The organism is Bartonella sp. TT121SHDZB, from assembly GCF_042193415.1.
GTDB lineage: Bacteria > Pseudomonadota > Alphaproteobacteria > Rhizobiales > Rhizobiaceae > Bartonella.
The window spans coordinates 217,527-234,869 of sequence record NZ_JBHILR010000002.1 but is presented as its reverse complement, the minus strand read 5'-3'; the positions used below and the strand labels follow the sequence as shown (position 1 = coordinate 234,869).

13 protein-coding genes, 2 tRNA genes and 1 pseudogene are annotated in these 17,343 nt (G+C 34.5%); 10 read left to right on the top strand and 6 right to left on the bottom strand.

The annotated features are described in order from the left end of the window. Window positions 1–116: 116 nt before the first annotated feature. Window positions 117–320 (top strand): annotated as a pseudogene (locus ACFIKI_RS02320) (helix-turn-helix transcriptional regulator). A gap of 99 nt (window positions 321–419) precedes the next feature. On the opposite strand, the gene ACFIKI_RS02315 reads toward ACFIKI_RS02320, so the two are convergent. Next, window positions 420–495, bottom strand: a tRNA-Thr gene (locus ACFIKI_RS02315). Window positions 496–962: 467 nt separating this feature from the next. Between ACFIKI_RS02315 and ACFIKI_RS02310 the strand changes: the two genes are divergently transcribed. After that, window positions 963–1,166 carry a SlyX family protein gene (locus ACFIKI_RS02310; protein WP_375665504.1) on the top strand — a complete coding sequence of 68 codons (204 nt, stop codon included), beginning with the start codon at window positions 963–965 and terminating at the stop codon, window positions 1,164–1,166. A gap of 567 nt (window positions 1,167–1,733) precedes the next feature. Here the strand turns inward: ACFIKI_RS02310 and ACFIKI_RS02305 are convergent. Next, window positions 1,734–2,072 carry a hypothetical protein gene (locus ACFIKI_RS02305; protein WP_375665503.1) on the bottom strand — a complete coding sequence of 113 codons (339 nt, stop codon included), beginning with the start codon at window positions 2,070–2,072 and terminating at the stop codon, window positions 1,734–1,736. A 161-nt stretch (window positions 2,073–2,233) separates the two neighbouring features. Between ACFIKI_RS02305 and ACFIKI_RS02300 the strand changes: the two genes are divergently transcribed. From ACFIKI_RS02300 to ACFIKI_RS02280, 5 genes are all read left to right on the top strand, one after another. After that, window positions 2,234–3,664: an amino acid permease gene (locus ACFIKI_RS02300; protein ID WP_375665501.1), complete on the top strand. Its 1,431-nt coding sequence runs from the start codon at window positions 2,234–2,236 to the stop codon at window positions 3,662–3,664. Window positions 3,665–3,704: 40 nt separating this feature from the next. Then, complete coding sequence (locus ACFIKI_RS02295; RefSeq protein ID WP_375665500.1) at window positions 3,705–4,385, top strand: energy-coupling factor ABC transporter ATP-binding protein; 681 nt, start codon at window positions 3,705–3,707, stop codon at window positions 4,383–4,385. Further along, window positions 4,382–5,020: an energy-coupling factor transporter transmembrane component T family protein gene (locus tag ACFIKI_RS02290; RefSeq protein ID WP_375665498.1), complete on the top strand. Its 639-nt coding sequence runs from the start codon at window positions 4,382–4,384 to the stop codon at window positions 5,018–5,020. The genes ACFIKI_RS02295 and ACFIKI_RS02290 overlap by 4 nt, the downstream gene beginning before the upstream one ends. A gap of 15 nt (window positions 5,021–5,035) precedes the next feature. Further along, on the top strand, window positions 5,036–5,590 hold the full coding sequence (locus ACFIKI_RS02285) for a biotin transporter BioY (RefSeq protein WP_375665497.1): 555 nt from the start codon (window positions 5,036–5,038) through the stop codon (window positions 5,588–5,590). 315 nt (window positions 5,591–5,905) lie between these two features. Next, on the top strand, window positions 5,906–6,460 hold the full coding sequence (locus ACFIKI_RS02280) for a biotin transporter BioY (protein ID WP_375665496.1): 555 nt from the start codon (window positions 5,906–5,908) through the stop codon (window positions 6,458–6,460). Between the two features lie 2,089 nt (window positions 6,461–8,549). Here ACFIKI_RS02280 and ACFIKI_RS02275 read toward each other — a convergent pair. Continuing rightward, a tRNA-Phe gene (locus ACFIKI_RS02275) sits at window positions 8,550–8,625 on the bottom strand. A 399-nt stretch (window positions 8,626–9,024) separates the two neighbouring features. Between ACFIKI_RS02275 and ACFIKI_RS02270 the strand changes: the two genes are divergently transcribed. From ACFIKI_RS02270 to ACFIKI_RS02260, 3 genes are all read left to right on the top strand, one after another. Continuing rightward, on the top strand, window positions 9,025–10,188 hold the full coding sequence (locus ACFIKI_RS02270) for a phosphoserine transaminase (protein ID WP_375665494.1): 1,164 nt from the start codon (window positions 9,025–9,027) through the stop codon (window positions 10,186–10,188). Window positions 10,189–10,540: 352 nt separating this feature from the next. After that, window positions 10,541–11,830: an adenylosuccinate synthase gene (locus ACFIKI_RS02265; protein ID WP_375665492.1), complete on the top strand. Its 1,290-nt coding sequence runs from the start codon at window positions 10,541–10,543 to the stop codon at window positions 11,828–11,830. 235 nt (window positions 11,831–12,065) lie between these two features. Next, entirely contained in the window at window positions 12,066–13,487 is a 1,422-nt protein-coding gene (locus tag ACFIKI_RS02260; RefSeq protein WP_375665491.1) for a hypothetical protein, read from the top strand. Window positions 13,488–13,684: 197 nt separating this feature from the next. Here the strand turns inward: ACFIKI_RS02260 and rpoH are convergent, their stop codons facing one another. The 3 genes from rpoH to ACFIKI_RS02245 all read right to left on the bottom strand — a co-directional run bounded on the left by rpoH (window position 13,685) and on the right by ACFIKI_RS02245 (window position 17,182). Beyond that, window positions 13,685–14,569 carry an RNA polymerase sigma factor RpoH gene (gene rpoH, locus ACFIKI_RS02255; protein WP_375665489.1) on the bottom strand — a complete coding sequence of 295 codons (885 nt, stop codon included), beginning with the start codon at window positions 14,567–14,569 and terminating at the stop codon, window positions 13,685–13,687. A 148-nt stretch (window positions 14,570–14,717) separates the two neighbouring features. Then, a complete protein-coding gene (locus tag ACFIKI_RS02250; RefSeq protein WP_375665487.1) occupies window positions 14,718–15,722 on the bottom strand; it encodes an RluA family pseudouridine synthase in 1,005 nt (334 codons plus the stop codon). Window positions 15,723–15,751: 29 nt separating this feature from the next. After that, the gene (locus ACFIKI_RS02245; RefSeq protein ID WP_375665486.1) at window positions 15,752–17,182 is read right to left on the bottom strand and encodes an aldehyde dehydrogenase family protein; all 1,431 of its coding nucleotides are present in this window, start codon (window positions 17,180–17,182) and stop codon (window positions 15,752–15,754) included. Window positions 17,183–17,343: the final 161 nt, after the last annotated feature.

The following is a 17,343-nucleotide window of genomic DNA, read 5'->3' as shown; positions in this document are numbered from 1 at the left end:
GGGCAATAACACAAGTGGTACAAAAGATTTTGATAAAAGCTGCTTGAAGTTATGGGGAACTTTCTCCTCCCAGCCCCCACCCATTTAAGTAATATAAAAAAGAGAAAGGTAATAAGATGATATTTAATGATGGCAATAGATATGTGACAACACGTGAATGTGCACAGCTTTTTAGTGTATCCACAATCACGATTCGCAATTGGGTGCTTTCAAGAACTATGTCCAAAACCGTATAGGATAGATAAAGCAGGAAGGTGGAGAAAAAAGAGATCCTAGCATTCATTCCAAAGAAAAATAAGGAGCAAATAACAACAAATTAGGTAAAATTATATAAACTGTAGAAGGTGGTCCAAAAGGTGGTCTGAAAATTACTGTTTAAATAAAAAGTCTATATATTTTAATGTGTTAAAGATAAAAAATGGTGCCGCATGCCGGATTCGAACCAGCGACCCCATCATTACGAATGATGTGCTCTACCAACTGAGCTAATGCGGCATAGGTTTGTAAGTCAATTGAGATAAAACTAATTTGAAGGTAATAGCTAAAAGTACGTATAAAAGCAAGTATGCATTTTTTTCAATAATTTATAAGATATGATAATAATTTGCAGAAGGGCGAGAAGTATGTAAAAGTCACGGGGACGCAGTATTCTTTGATCTTAATACCATAAAATGCTTTCCGATTTACGATAGCGCTCAAATTAAGAAGCTGGAAACGTAAATCTTTAGGATAGAAAATGGTGTTAAAATATCTTAGTAAAGGTAAAAACATTTTCTGTTCTTTAAGAAAGGAAAAAATTTGTTTGAATAAATGATGTGATAAAAATCATCATAAACCTTTATTAATGTGGAAATAAGATGAGTAGAATTAGTTGAAAAGTTTCTTTTCATTTTTATAAGAAGAAAATGGAGGGAGGATTAATAAAATTAATCACATTTTTTATTTAAGATGGAGTAAGAATCATGTCAGATGAAAATCGGCTGATAGAACTAGAAACGAAGTTAGCTTACCAAGAAAAATTCATTGAGGAGCTTTCTCGTGTGGTAACTAATCAATGGAAAAGTTTGGATGAGATATCTAAAAAAGTGGATGTTTTAACGAGACGATTTTCAGATTTAGAAGAACAGGGGGATACTGAAGCTGTTATTTTGCCATTTTCTCAATAGGGGAAGATGCTTTTTAGAAACTTTTCTAGTAATAGTCTCTTAGATTTTTTAGATATGATAGGGTGAATACTACGATGGGGGGGGAAAGTGTGAGCTGTTCTTTATCACAATTTCAATAATTTACAGATTAGTTTTTATTTAATGCATTTTTTAGATATGTAAAACAGTTTTTTATAAACTTCCTCATTTAATTTCAAAAAATTTCAATCATATAAGGAGGGCTGATATTGGAAAACATTTTTTATATGTGCTTTCTACTGAAGTAAGAAAGGTTTTTGTAGAATATAAAGCTGCAGCCATAGAAAAATCTAGGTGCTTCGATATATTTCAATTTTTTCTGTACAGAGTTTTTTTATAGATATAATAAAGATTTGGATTTATTCGCTAATTTCTTTAAAGTGATGTTATCATCATCTATAGAAATCATAAGTGAGTGTATTTATTTATAATAAAGCGTTTTAATCTGTTTTTATGATTAAGAGACTTGCAGTTATTTTGATAGGGGGGAGGTACTCTAAGCTACATTGGTTGTATATAGTACAGTGAGTTCTAGAAGTTTTTTCAAGATTAAATGTATTCTTCATTATATGTATACGATATTTTCTGAAAAGGCTTTTGTTTTTCGTAATTTAAGATACAAAATATTATTGCTAAAGTAGCAAAGATAGACCATGCTGGTAAATAAGTGAGAGTAATGCAAATTGAGGACAAAAAATCAGGCATTATTTTGCAGAGAGATTGATTAATGCTATAGATATCTGTTTGGAAAAGGTTTGCTAAAATTTTATTAAGGGGAGTTGTTGTCCAATGTGATTTGATTACAGAGTGTGCGTTGTCAATGACCAATGCTATAATTGTTAGTGTAACGAAAATGAAGGTCATTAATTTAAATAAAGGGTGGAGCATATTTTTCTTAAAACTTTAACGGGACATACGTATAATGCACAGAAAAATAAAGAGTTGCATTGTGACAAGAAAATAAATTTACGTTTGTTTTGTGCTTTTTGAAAAAGGTGTGTAATTTTTTCGATAAAAGTTGAGGTTTGGTTCAACAAAAGTAATGAGGCATGATGTTTGAAAAAAAGCACAATGAATTAAAACGTAACCTTCAAAATCGTCATATTCAAATGATTGCTTTAGGAGGTGTTATTGGAACGGGTCTTTTTTATGGTTCAACAGAATCTATAAAATTGGCTGGCCCTTCAGCTATTTTAGCTTATCTTTTCGGAGGGCTTATTATTTATTTTATCATGCGAATGCTTGGTGAAATGTCAGTAGAAGAACCAACATCGGGTGCTTTTAGTTTTTTTGCTTATAAATATTGGGGAAGTTTAGCAGGTTTTATAACAGGTTGGAATTATTGGTTTCTTTATATTCTCGTCAGTATGACCGAACTTACAGTGGTGGGATTTTATTTAGATCATTGGATTTTGATTGATCATTGGAAGTCGTCTTTTATTGTTCTTGTGTGCGTGACATTGATCAATTTGTTGAATGTTCGTTTTTACGGTGAATTTGAATTTGGTTTAGCTTTGGTTAAAGTTGCAGCCGTTGTTGGTATGATTGTTTTTGGAATTTTTCTTATTGTCACTGGAATAGGTGGATATCAAGTAGGCATTCATCGTCTTTGGGAATATGGTGGTTTTTTCCCTTACGGGATAGAGGGTGTTGTTTTTGCTACATGTGTGGTGATGTTTTCTTTTGGGGGAACAGAGCTGATTGGTGTTGCTGCTGGAGAGGTATCAAATCCAACAAAAACAATTCCCACAGCTATTCGTAAGGTTATGTGGAGAATTATAATTTTTTATGTTGGTTCTATTAGTGTTATTATGATGCTCAATCCATGGAATATGATTGAGAAAAACGGTAGTCCTTTTGTAACAATTTTTGAGACGATAGGAATTCCAGCTGCGGGTCATATTTTGAATTTTGTGGTTATTATGGCAGCTATTTCAGTTTATAATAGTGGTATTTATTCTAATGGCCGTATGCTTTACAGTTTAGCGATACAAAAAAATGCACCACATATTTTTAGTAAACTTAATTCTGCACGGGTACCTTATGTTGCTATCCTATTTTCATCAATTTGTACTGCGATGATTATCATCGTTAATGCTCTTATTCCCAATAATAGTTTTATGCGGATCATGGCTCTTGCTACAGCAGCAGCGGTTATTACTTGGGGCATTATTGTTATTGTTCATTTGAAGTTTCGAAAGGCCCATAAGGACAAAAAAGAGCCGTTTATTTATGCTTTTGGTTTATATCCTTACGCTAACTATTTTTGCTTATGTTTTCTTGCTTTATTATTTTGTATAATGTTTATAAGTGGTTTTGGACAAAATGGATTCATAGCTCAGCTGTTTGAGATGATAGGAATAAAGGCATCTTTTCTTAGGTCATATATTCCAGTACAGATGCCTGATATGAGTTTGGCAGTCATTATTATTCCTCTATGGTGCTTGTTTTTACTTTTAGGTTATAAACTGAAACGATAGCGAAAGAAGAGCTAATCAAAGGGACTGATTGGAATAAATCTTGGGGCTTATAAAATTTGATAAGGTAACACAAGTTTTTGGTGATTTGTGTGTTTTAAGAAATATTACTGTACAACTTACTGAAAGTCGCATCGCTGTTATTGGTGCAAATGGTTCTGGAAAAAGTACATTTGTTCGTCTTATTAATGGGCTCCAATTACCATCTCATGGTTCTGTAAGCGTTGATGGACTCGATACCAAACGCGATGCGAAGGCAGTAAAGCGTAAAGTTGGATTTGTTTTTCAAAACCCTGATAATCAGATTGTTTTACCATTAGTTGAAGAGGACTTATCTTTTGGTCTCAAAAATTTAAAGCTTAATAAAGATGAAATTAAGGAACGTGTAGATGAAATTTTGCAGCGTTATGAGCTTGAAGCTTTTAGAAATCATGCTGTTCATTTATTAAGTGGTGGGCAAAAACAACTCATTGCGATTTCCAGTGTAGTTGCAATGAAACCAGATTACATTATTTTTGATGAGCCGACGACATTACTTGACTTGCGCAATAAGCATCGTGTTACGCAAGTAATAGAAGAATTACCACAAACAGTGATTGTTGTATCGCATGATTTGGAGTTTTTGAAAAATTTTGATAGAGTACTTGTTTTTGATAAGGGGGAAATAGCAATTGATGATGTGCCTTTTGTTGCTATCAAGGCGTATATAAAAAGAATGTCATGATCGGTTTATATATTTCAAAGGATACATTTATTCATAGACTTAATCCTAGAGTTAAGTTATTATTCCTTACAGTGTGTGGAACTACTATAATAATGGTTTCATCTATATCACTTCTTGGACTTTTCTTATTATTTGTTGTCTTATTCTATAGAGTTGCCAAGATTCCTTTTAAAATGGTGATAAAGCAGTTTAAATCGATAGGATTGCTTTTAGTTCTTCTATTTATATTTCAAACTATTTTTAGCAGTTGGCTTATGGGGGTTGAGGTCATATTACGTCCTATTATCCTCTTTTCTTTATCATCACTTGTTTCATTCACAACAAAAGTTTCAGATATGGTGGATGCAATTGAAGCAGGGCTCCAGCCCTTCCGTTGTTTTGGTATAAATCCATCAAAAGTGAGTATGGTCATCTCTATGGCTATCAGATTTATTCCTCTTTTGAGTGAACAGTTTAATGAGGTGCGTGAAGCACAACAAGCACGCGGACTTAATACTAACATTGTTGCTCTTGCAATACCTTTAATTATACGAACCATAAGAATGGCTTCGGAAGTGGCTGAAGCATTGGAAGCGCGTTCTTATGATGCTGATACTATTGATACAGCATCTCATAATAATTCAAGTTTTTTGTAGTAAAAGAAGAATCGAATGAATACAAAAGATTTAGTCTATATAGCTTTATTTGCTGCTATTTATGCTGTTTTAAGCCTTTTCCCTCCTGTTTATCTTCCTTTTCTTTTAGGCGTTCCTATTACAGCTCAGTCGATGGGACCGATGTTAGCAGGGTCTATACTTGGGGCAAAAAGGGGTGCTTTAGCGTCGCTCCTTTTTCTTATACTTGTTGTGATTGGATTACCTCTGTTGCCTGGTGGTCGTGGTGGGATCAGTGTTTTTTCAGGGATTGCAAGTGGTTATTTGATAGGTTTTCCCTTTGCTGCATTTTTTATTGGCTTAATGGTAGAACTCTTTTGGCAGCGGTTAAATTTTATAACATTATTTGCAATAAATGCTGTAGGGGGAATAGGAATTGTTTATGCTTTTGGTGTTCCATGGACAGCATATATGACTAAAGTTTCTTTACTGAAAGTTTTAATCGCTTCCTCAGTTTTTTTGATAGGTGATTGTTTAAAAATATTGATTGCATCCTTTGTCGCATTTGCAATTAAAAGATCTGTCCCGCTCATTTATTCAAAGAAAAGATAGGTTTTATTTTGAATGTATTATTATAACGCCATACAGTTAAAATAAAAAATAATAAGAATAAGCTAAAATAAATGTATCATTTTGTCATTCTGTTATTATAATATATTTATATATCATCGCAAGTCCATTGAATTTAAATATATTCAATTATGATATAATTAAACATTGTAGAATCTAATACGATTCATATAAGTAATATTATTATAATATTTTTCTTGATATCTAAGGCATTGGAAGTGTGCTTTTATAAAGCTGATATTTTTGATTAATGATACGATAATAACTAAAGCTTTGCCATAATGAAGGAATAGTCCAGTGCATACAAAAGATTTAGTTTATATAGCTTTATTTGCCGCTATTTATGCTGCTTTAAGTCTTTTTCCTCCTGTTTATCTTCCTTTTCTTCTAGGAGTCCCTATTACAGCTCAGTCGATGGCTCCAATGTTAGCAGGGTCTATACTTGGAGCAAAAAGGGGAGCTTTAGCATCGCTCCTTTTTCTTATACTTGTTGCTATTGGATTGCCTCTATTGCCTGGTGGTCGTGGTGGAATTAGTGTTTTTTCAGGAGTTACGAGTGGTTATCTCATCAGTTTTCCTTTTGCTGCATTTTTCATTGGCTTATTGGTTGAGTTATTGTGGAAGCGCTTAAATTTTATATTCTTATTCTTGATAAATACTGTGGGTGGTATAGGCGTTGTCTACGCTTTTGGTATTCTATGGACAGGGTATATGATACAAGTGCCTTTGCTAACAGTTTTAATAAGTTCATTAGTTTTTTTAATTGGTGGTTTTTTAAAAGTGCTGATTGCATCCTTTGTAGCGCTTACCATTAAAAAAACTGTTCCTCTCATTCATTTCGAGAAAGGGTAATGCTGTTTCTGAAATGAAGTTTTGTATGACAGTACATGGGGGAAAAATAGAGCACAAATAGTAATAAGATAAAGTATTTTTATCTTACTTTTTGTATTTTAATGAAATATCATATCTAGCAAAGAGTAATTTATTATATGTTTATTATAAATTTTAATTTTGACTTATACGGGATATCTTATAAATAATATACGTATATGTAAAAATATTATTCACAAATTATACAACTCATTTTTAAAATTTATATAAATAAAATTTTATTAAATAATAAATTTTGAAAAATATTTCATGTAGTAAATAATATTATTTTTCAATTTGGTATATATATTTTAATTGGTTATTAAACAAAAGTTACAAAGAAATATATTTTTTATCTGAAATATAATATAGACACAAAAATATATTTATGTTAATTTCATTATGAATATTTATTGATTGAGGTAAATTATAAAAATGACTGTAAAATATTTATTTGCTATATGTGTTCTATTATTAATTTTTTTATCTACCGTGAAAGCATCTGAACGTACCGTTTTTCAGCGAGAAGCATCTATTACTCATACTATTTCTGCATCCGATTTACTACTTGGTAAACAGAGCAATTCTTTATTAAATAAGATTATTTCACCAGCTCATCCTGGTAATCATAATTTATTTTGGGAAAATATGGTATTTATTTTTCAAAAAACAAAACGTATATATAGTAATTTGGGAATGTATTTATATTCTTCAATATTTTTTATATTCAAATGGTAGATTATTTATTTTTTTGGGAAAAAATAATAACTTTATCATAAATAGAATAAATAATAAGCTATGTATATATCTATACATGCTAAACAAATTATGTATATTAATATTCGAAGAGTTTTATATATTGTAGCAATAGGTTATAGTATGTAAGTGTTCAAGACGGAATTAATAATTTTTTTATAATAGGCTTTAAAAAATACTAGTATTTTTATAAAACGATGCGAGTGATGAGTTTATTTGCAATAATTATTTTCGAACTTTGCGCCAATTGATTTTTAAAATTTTACTTCCTTGAAAGAGTGGTATAAGTTTTATTTTCGAAAGAAGGTTTGTACGTCTTTTAATTTTTTCAAGATGGATGAGTGTCAATTTCGTAAAATTTTTAGAGAAAATGATATGAGGATAGAGGCGAAGCAATCGATCGCTTAACCATTTCTTTTTATTTGGCTTTCCGATTTTCAAAAGCGCTCATATCAATATCTTTTTATAATGGAAATTACGCGTTTATGTTTCACATTCTTCAATAGAGTAATGTCCCTGACTTACAAAGAGAACAGCTCAAACACGATATAACTTGTTTTGATCAATTTACGAGTTTGTTTTAAAAAGGCATCTCTTAGAGCACAATGTTACACCTATTCTGCGATGATGCTTGTGAATAGTATAATGCTAAAGCCCCTGCGAATAATTATACTAAGATATCAGCATTTTTACAGTTATGAAGGAGCAAGCCGATAGTATCATACACTTTTGCCAGTTACCAATATTGCTATAGCTTTGGATTCTGAGATGGTTCATAAAACGTTTTTTATCCACATGCTAGCCACCTTTGTGATATGCAAGAAAGTGATTTTAATTGATTGAATATAAACAAATCTCAAATGAGAGATCTACGATATTCAGATTGCTCATTCAACATATAAAACAACAAATTATGATGACAAATCAACACATCATATATTTAAAGCGACTTAATATAAATTTAAAAAACTTTTGTAAAAACACATGCTTTCTTTGATATTTTCGATAATTTTGTAGTGAAGGCTTTCGTATTTCTTAGAAAAGTAATTATTATCGTGGATAACTCTGATACAGATAATACCATTAATATGGCGCATAACATCAAAAATTTTTAAAGAGATTCTTTAAGAATTCATCTTGTTATAAATGAAAGAATTTTGAGTGCACGAATCAACAAAACGCCTCAAAAATAAGTCCTGATCGACAACAATTAAAAGGCATGTTGCGAAATTCTATTCCCTTACTTTTATTTGGGTGCTCCTCACTTTAAAAAATTTTAGTAAAAACAATGATTTATTAGCAATAAAAAAGAAAATGGTGCCCAGACGCGGATTCGAACCACGGACACGCGGATTTTCAGTCCGCTGCTCTACCAACTGAGCTATCTGGGCATACTTCATAAAACATATAAAGTGTTTGCGGTTATAACATTAAAATTTTCTCTGTCCAGTCATCAAAAGAAAAATAATTGATTTTTTAATAAGTTTATCTCCCTATTCTGGAGAGTTATCAATGAATCTTTATTATAAAATAAACTTGATAGGTATGTTATGATACGTTAGTGTGTTGTTATCAGAATGCTATCTTATCGTGGTGATGATACGAAAAAAATCAAAAGAAATCAATATATAAGTATGATTAAGGAAGATTTTTTAAAGTTTTCGTGAATTTAAAGCCTACGAAATAAATAGAAAACATTTTTGATTTTTTTTAAGAGACTATTGAGTAGTCTTTATAATAATTTGTTTTTCTTTATTAAAGAAAGCAAGTCATCTAAAAGGGGAGAAATAATGATAATGTTACAAAAACCAAGCCGTCGTCCCAATAATACTAATTTTTCTTCAGGTCCTTGTAGCAAACGTCCTGGTTGGACTCTTGATGTTCTTAAAAATGCATTAGTTGGACGTTCACATAGATCGAGAGAAGCAGAATTAAAACTTGCTGAAGTTGTTGATTTAACCCGTGAGATTCTTGAGGTTCCTTCTGATCATCGTATAGGAATTATGCCAGGTTCAGATACCGGTGCTGTTGAGGCTACTCTATGGTCTCTATTAGGTGAGCGTGGCATTGATATGGCAGCGTGGGAAAGTTTTGGATTTGGGTGGAATAAAGATGTTGTCGAGCAATTAAAGCTTTCTGATGTGCGTCGTTTCGAAGCTCCTTATGGTGAAATACCAGATTTAACACAACTTGACTTTGATCGTGATGTTGTTTTTACATGGAATGGCACAACTTCTGGGGTGCGTATTCCTAATGCGGATTTCATTCCGCATAAGCGGGCTGGATTAACCATTTGTGATGCAACATCTGCAGCTTTTGCGCAATATCTTGATTTTTCAAAATTAGATGTTGTCACTTTTTCATGGCAGAAAGTTTTGGGAGGTGAGGCTGCACATGGTATGGTGATTTTAAGTCCTCGTGCTGTTGAGAGGCTTGAGAATCATGTTCCAGCTTGGCCGATGCCCCAACTTTTCTGTATGACGAAAAATGGAAAGTTGAACGAAGATATTTTTAAAGGAAAGATAATCAATACGCCTTCTATGCTTTGTGTTGAGGATTTTCTTGATGGGTTGAAGTGGGCAAAGTCTCTAGGAGGTGCAGCGGCATTAAGAGCACGGGTTGAGAAAAACTTTTCTGTACTTGATGCTTTTGTTCGCAAAACGCCATGGTTAGAATATTTGGCAAAAGATCCTGAAGTGCGTTCTAACACCGCTATTTGTTTAGATATTGTGGATCCAGTGATTACTGCTTTGGATACGGAAAAGCGAGTATCTTTTATAAAAGCGGTTGTGAAACGTCTTGATAAGGAAGGGGTCGCTTATGATATCGGTTCATATCGCGACGCTCCTCCTGGGCTTCGAATTTGGGCGGGTATAACAATTGAAGCTTCCGATCTTGAAATTTTAACAGAATGGCTTGAATGGGCGTTCCAAGTTGAAAAAGCACAGCTTTAAATAATTATTGGCGATTTTCACAACGCGTTTTTAAACAGAAAAAATACGAGAGATTATGATAATCTTTCGTATTCTTGTATTAGACAAACAGCCTTTAAGTATTACATTAATTGTAAAAGATTAAGAGGGGGAATGAATGCTTTGTCAGGTGTTAGGTAAAGCACAAATTAAAATCTCTATTTTTCGCTTTTTGTGGCAAAAATGACAAATTTATATCATAAAGTAAAAAATTTAATCACTTAAAGAGTGAGAAAAATCTGAAATGAGGAGTCGCACTTGCTCTAAGGTTTCGTTATAAAGAAGCATTTGTTTTTGAATGCTGGTTTTTTTGACCAAACAGACGGAGAAAGTTATGGCCAATGTAGTTGTTGTCGGTACACAATGGGGTGATGAAGGCAAAGGTAAAATTGTAGATTGGTTATCTGAGCGAGCAGATATTGTGGTGAGATATCAAGGGGGGCATAATGCTGGCCACACATTGGTTATTGATGGAGTGAGTTATAAATTATCACTTTTACCGTCTGGTTTAGTGCGTGGAAAGTTATCAATCATTGGCAATGGTGTTGTTGTTGATCCTCATCATTTTGTTGCAGAATTAAAAAAACTATATGATCAGGGTATAAAAATTACACCAGAAATTTTACGTATTGCTGAAAATGCTCCTTTGATTCTTTCTTTGCATCGTGATCTTGATGCGATTCGAGAAAGCGGTTTATCTGGTTTAAAGATTGGTACAACAAAGCGTGGTATTGGACCGGCTTATGAAGATAAGGTGGGACGGCGTGCTATTCGAGTGATGGATTTAGCAGAAAAAGATACGCTTATGGCTAAGATTGAGCGGCTTTTGAGGCATCATAATGCTTTGCGTCGTGGAATGGGTGTTGAAGAGATTGATTCTCAAGCGCTTTATGATGAATTGATGCAAGTAGCGGATAAAATTTTGCCCTTTATGGATTGTACGTGGCGTCTTTTAGATGAAGGGTATCGGGGAGGAAAACACATTCTTTTTGAAGGTGCGCAAGGTGCTTTACTCGATAATGATTTTGGAACTTATCCTTATGTAACGTCATCGAATACAGTTGCTGGGCAGGCATGTACAGGTTCAGGGATGGGGCCTGGTGCAATTCACTATGTGTTGGGTATTGCAAAAGCTTATACCACACGCGTTGGAGAAGGTCCGTTTCCGACAGAGCAGATAAATGATATTGGTGAATTTCTAGGAGTGCGTGGACATGAATTTGGTGTTGTAACGGGTCGAAAGCGTCGATGTGGTTGGTTTGATGCTATCTTAGTCCGTCAGATGGTAACAATTTGCGGTGTTCAAGGTATAGCATTGACAAAACTTGATGTTTTAGATGGTTTGGATGAAATAAAAATTTGTATTGGTTATGAGCTTGATGGTAGAAGGATTGATTATTTACCTTCTTCCATGGGGGCTCAGGCTCGGGTGAAGCCTATTTATGAAACATTAGAAGGCTGGAAGGAAAAAACAGCACATGTATTGAGGTGGGAAGATTTACCAGTGCAGGCTGTTAAATATATACGCTATATTGAAGAATTGATTAATACGAAAGTGGCTTTATTATCCACGAGTCCAGAGCGTGAAGATACTATTCTCATTACAGATCCCTTTGCAAATTGATTATTGTTTTTAGATTTCTATATGTGTTCTTTGTTCGTTTCTGTATTTTTTACAAAGAAAATTTTTTAGAGCGTGTGAGAGAAAGGTGCAAAATAGCATTGTTTATTTTTCATATTCATTTTACACTATTACAATAGTTGTACCAGTATAAATGACAATCAATTTAGAGGGCTAAAATAAAGTTTTTTAGCTTTACTGCTGTTTTTTTCTCAGTTTAAGAGAGATTATAGAGGAAATGGTAGATTTCGTTGGAATCTTAAAAAAGGCGATTAATGCACAAAATAATGTTACACCGCAAGTGCGTAAGCGAATTTATAAGCGGGCGACTGAAACACTAGAACATCAATTTTTAACAGCAAAAATACCACAAATAATAGCGGATGAACAAAGAAAGATTCTTCAAAGTTCTATTGCAACTGTTGAGGAAGAATATTTAGCAGTTGAAAAGAAGTTGCTTGCTTCAGTTATTGGGTGGAATCCCACAAATATAAATGAAGATAAGAAAGTTACAAAAAAAAACCTATGGTCAAAGAATAATGAATTTTCAGTGGTCAACATAAAAAGAAATCAGGATTTTGTTATACGTTCAATGGATAACAAGATATTTGATGAGCCTTGTGTATCAGATATACCAGATGCAGAGCCTGTTAATATGGAGGCTTATTTGCCTTCTCAGCATGTTAATAGCGGTGTGTTAAAGGTTTCTTCTTCGCAGGAAGATAATCCGCATATTGTTTCGCATATTTTTTCTCAGGCTTTACGTCGTGCTAATAAATCGTTAGTGCAAAGGCATATTGTGATAAGTGCTGTTTTTGTTGTTAGTTTTGTTGTTTTAATTGTTGGTGTTTTTTTTGTTGGTGAGCGTGTATTTGTATCAAATGATTATCAGTTTTTAGAAGAAAATCTTCAAGCTTCTCACAGAGTACCAAAGGCATTTCCAATTAAGAGAAAGTTAACACAACGCTTATTAGAGGATGGAAGTGAAATTGATGTTGGTTTAAAAAAAGCGATAGATTCTTCAGATGAGGAAGGAATCTCAACAGTTGTTGCCAGCAATTTGCAATCGCTTGAAAAATCAGGGGAAGCTGTTTTTTATCAAGCACGTACAAATTATGATGCAGAAAAGATAGCAACGGGGAGAGCTAGCTGGACGCTTATAAAGGAGTCTCATGTGAAGGGGGCTCCAGAGGAAACCGCTATACAAGGTGATATAACAATTCCTGATGAAGGGTTATCATTACGGTTAATTTTACGTCGTAATACCGATCGGTCATTTCCTGCTGCGTATATTATGGACCTTATTTTTATTCTTTCTGATAAATTTTCAGGTAAAGCTATAAGCAATGTTCAAGCCTTAACCTTTAAAGCAAGTGAACAATCCATTGGGCAGGTTTTAACAAGAACCATTGCTGCAAAGATTAACGATGATTTTTTTCTTGTTGCATTGAGTGGTCATCATCCATTTCTTGATCAAAATTTACAATTGATGCGAGAATTAGATTGGATGCGTTTGGTGTTAACGGATAAAAACGGGCGTATAAATGAATTAACCTTTGCAAAAGGACCAACGGGTAAGTCTATTTTTAATGAAGTGATTGGACAATGGCTTGCACAACAAGAGAAGTTAACAGTTCTCGGTCAAAAAAGTAAAACATAGATGCAAAAAAATAAAAGGCTGTAGAGAATTCTCCACAGCCTTTTATATCAATTATACTAAACGTACTCAATAAAGTTCACATATCAATATCTCAAAGAATTCTATAGGTTAATTTACCAGTATAAAGTCAATATATGCTTTTTTCATTTCCACCTTAGAATGCGCAAACAATTGACTTTATACTTAATTCTAGAATTTTATACTTGACTTTGAGATAAAGAAAAATCTTTGATAGAGTTTTGCACTTTTTCAAAAGCACGCATTTCAATTTGCCTTACTCGTTCTCGACTGATGTTAAATTCACCAGAGAGTTCTTCTAGGGTGAGTGGTACATCGCTTAAACGACGCGCTTTGAATATACGTTTTTCGCGTTCACTGAGATTGTCCATGGCATTTATGAGCATGGAACGGCGATTTTCTAATTCACTTTTTTCAATTAAAATTTGTTCTTGATCGTTAGATTCATCCACCAACCAATCTTGTAACTCGCTGTTTTCCCCTTCTTTTGTCCGAATCTGTGCATTGAGCGAAGTATCACCCCCAAGCCGACGATTCATTGACACAACTTCATCTTCTGTGACATTTAACTGAGTCGCGATTTCTTTTACTTGTTCTGCATTGAGATCGCCGCTATCAAGTGCTTGAAGTTTACTTTTTAATTTACGAAGGTTGAAAAACAAGCGCTTTTGATTAGCTGTTGTCCCCATTTTCACCAAGCTCCAAGACCGTAATACATATTCTTGGATTGACGCTTTAATCCACCATATTGCATAGGTTGCAAGACGAAAACCCCGTTCTGGTTCGAAACGTTTAACCGCTTGCATGAGTCCAATATTTCCTTCTGAAATAACTTCCCCAATGGGGAGTCCATAGCCTCGATATCTCATAGCGATTTTAGCTACGAGACGCAAATGACTGGTGACCAACCTATGCGCAGCTTTTAGATCATTATGCTCACGGTAACGCTGAGCTAACATATACTCTTCTTTTGGCTCAAGCATTGGAAAACGACGAACTTCTTCCAAGTAACGGTTTAAACCACCATCACCTGTCATTACTGACAACAAATTCATATGGGCCATATAGCACCCTCCTTTTGTTTGAATTCCCTAATAAGGCAAATTCTCTGTTTCAGATAGCTAACTATCCTCATAACCTCACTCTAGCATATTTTTCAATTTTGTTCAAAAAAAGATATTTTATTGTGAAATCTTGAGAAGGGGAAAAGTTTCAATTCATTTTTTTTAAAAGCTTAATAAGTTTAGCCATATCTTGAGGCAATGGTGCGGAAAACGACATAACTTTACCGATAGAAGGATGTTCAAAAGTAAGACTGGTAGCATGGAGTGCATGTCGGTTGAATTGATCGATTGCATTTCTAATAGTGGGATTAAGGGTATTTGATTTTGTTTTAAAAGCGTTTCCATAAACCATATCACCTATGAGAGGATGTCCGATATGAGCCATATGAACACGGATTTGATGGGTGCGTCCAGTTTCCAAGCGACATTCCAGAAGGCTAGCAAAAGATGTTGAGTCTGCACGAGAGCCATATTTTTCAAGCAGAGAAACATGTGTAACAGCATGACGAGCATAAGGGTTTTGGTTATGGATGACAGCTTGCTTTGTCCGGTTATGGGGCGAACGACCAAGTGATGCATCAATCGTCCAGACATTGCGCTGAGGTGTCCCCCAAATCAAGGCATGATAACGTCGATCTAATGCGCAGGTACGTCCATGATCAGAAAATTGAGCGCTAAGACTTTTATGAGCCAGATCATTTTTTGCAATAACCATAACACCGCTTGTATTTTTGTCGAGACGATGGACAATGCCAGGGCGTTTAACACCACCTATACCAGATAAACTATTCCCACAGTGGTAAATAAGGGCATTAACCAACGTACCGGTCCAATTGCCATTGCCAGGATGAACAACAAGACCCGCTGGTTTGTTAATAACAATGATATGATCATCTTCAAAAAGAATGTCCAATGCAATGGCTTCAGCGCTAGGTTCTGCATCACGAAGGTCCGGCATTTCCAATTCAATTATTTGGTTAGGTTTTAATTTTGTTTTTGATTCTTTTATGAATTGACCATCAATTTTAAGACAGCCTTCACGGATGAGGGTTTGCAAACGCGAACGTGAGAGCACATCACGATATTGTTTTGCGAGCCACTGATCAAGACGTTGCCCAAGAGCACCTTCATCCGTTATTTTCTGTATTACCATACGATTCCTATTAAGTTTTTAATAAGATTTTACCAGTACGAAATTGCTTTACTATCGAGAAATTCTTTAATTCCCCAATGTCCTCCTTCACGAGCGCGCCCAGAAAATTTTACACCTCCAAAGTAGCTTCCACTGGGTAATCCATGTCCATTAACTTCTACCATACCAGAGCGTACTTGTGCCGCAATACGACGACATTTGTTGCGATCTTGCGATTGAATATAGTTTGTAAGACCATACTCAGTTTCATTCGCTAAAGCGACAGCTTCTTCTTCTGTACTAAAAGAAAGAATCGAGAGAACTGGACCAAAGATTTCTTCTTTAAAAATACGCATATGAGGTTTTACATCAGCAAAGACTGTTGGACGGACATAATAACCGCGTTCCATTCCTTTTGGTAAACCAGTCCCGCCTGCAACAAGAGTCGCACCTTCATCAATTCCCGATTGGATAAGATCTTGAATTTTATCATATTGTTTTTTTGAAACGACAGGTCCAATATGATTTCCTTCTTGGCAGTTTGGTCCTACTTTTGTTGTTTCTGCAATATCTTTGGCTATTTTCACGGCTTTGTCATAGATGCTTTGTTCTACAAGCATACGAGTCGGTGCATTACAACTTTGTCCACTATTATAAAAGCAATGTCGTGCACCACGTTGAACAGCATCTGAGTCGGCATCAGCAAAGATAATATTCGCTCCTTTTCCCCCAAGTTCCAGACAGACTCTTTTTAAAGTAGCGCTGGCATTTTTAGAAATATCTTTTCCTGCTCTAGTTGAACCAGTAAAGCTGATCATTTCTAAATCTGGATGTGCAGAGAGATAAGAGCCGACACTTGCACCATCACCATTGATTAAATTAAAAACACCGGCCGGAAGTCTGGCTTCCTCTACAATTTCAGCAAAAAGCATAGCAGAAAGAGGCGCAATTTCAGAGGGCTTTAACACCATGGTACAGCCAGCCAAGAGAGCAGGAATAACTTTAAGCGTTACTTGATTCATGGGCCAATTCCATGGCGTAATTAATCCTACGACGCCGATAGGATCGTAGTGAAGGATTGCTTGCTCATTTCCCTTTATTAAAGTTTCTTGGAACGAAAACTCTTTATAAGCTTCGATAAAATTGCGAATATGGGAACTTCCGGTTGCAGTTTGCGCATTAAGCGCCATATCAATTGGTGCTCCCATTTCCATTGAAATGGTTTTTGCCATGTCTTTGGAACGTTTTTCGTAGATCTCTAGAATTTTTTCAACAAATCCAAGACGTTCATTTGGTGATGTTGTTTTCCATTTTTGAAACGCTTCTTTAGCCGCGTTAATTGCCTTATCAGCATCTTTTGTACTTCCAAGGCTAATGACAGCACAAGCCTCCTCTGTTGATGGATTAATGACGTCAAAATCGTGAGGAGTGCTTGGCTCATCCCATAGACCATTGATATAAAATTTCCGTTTATTAAACATAATTCACTCCCTTTTTTCTATTTGTATTTATGTCATTATGATTGTCTTAGTCTAAGCCTTTTTAAACGAGGATAACAAGGGTAATCTTATAAAAACGTGAGAAATTAGAGTGTCGTACGATAATCAAGCATGGAGAATTAAAATAGAGCAACGCTTATATA

Coding starts and splice junctions, on each gene's coding strand:
- ACFIKI_RS02310 (WP_375665504.1), top strand. CDS start 963: ATGTCAGATGAAAATCGGCTGATAGAACTAGAAACGAAGTTAGCTTAC.
- ACFIKI_RS02305 (WP_375665503.1), bottom strand. CDS start 2,072: ATGCTCCACCCTTTATTTAAATTAATGACCTTCATTTTCGTTACACTA.
- ACFIKI_RS02300 (WP_375665501.1), top strand. CDS start 2,234: ATGATGTTTGAAAAAAAGCACAATGAATTAAAACGTAACCTTCAAAAT.
- ACFIKI_RS02290 (WP_375665498.1), top strand. CDS start 4,382: ATGATCGGTTTATATATTTCAAAGGATACATTTATTCATAGACTTAAT.
- ACFIKI_RS02285 (WP_375665497.1), top strand. CDS start 5,036: ATGAATACAAAAGATTTAGTCTATATAGCTTTATTTGCTGCTATTTAT.
- ACFIKI_RS02270 (WP_375665494.1), top strand. CDS start 9,025: ATGATAATGTTACAAAAACCAAGCCGTCGTCCCAATAATACTAATTTT.
- ACFIKI_RS02265 (WP_375665492.1), top strand. CDS start 10,541: ATGGCCAATGTAGTTGTTGTCGGTACACAATGGGGTGATGAAGGCAAA.
- ACFIKI_RS02260 (WP_375665491.1), top strand. CDS start 12,066: ATGGTAGATTTCGTTGGAATCTTAAAAAAGGCGATTAATGCACAAAAT.
- rpoH (WP_375665489.1), bottom strand. CDS start 14,569: ATGGCCCATATGAATTTGTTGTCAGTAATGACAGGTGATGGTGGTTTA.
- ACFIKI_RS02250 (WP_375665487.1), bottom strand. CDS start 15,722: ATGGTAATACAGAAAATAACGGATGAAGGTGCTCTTGGGCAACGTCTT.
- ACFIKI_RS02245 (WP_375665486.1), bottom strand. CDS start 17,182: ATGTTTAATAAACGGAAATTTTATATCAATGGTCTATGGGATGAGCCA.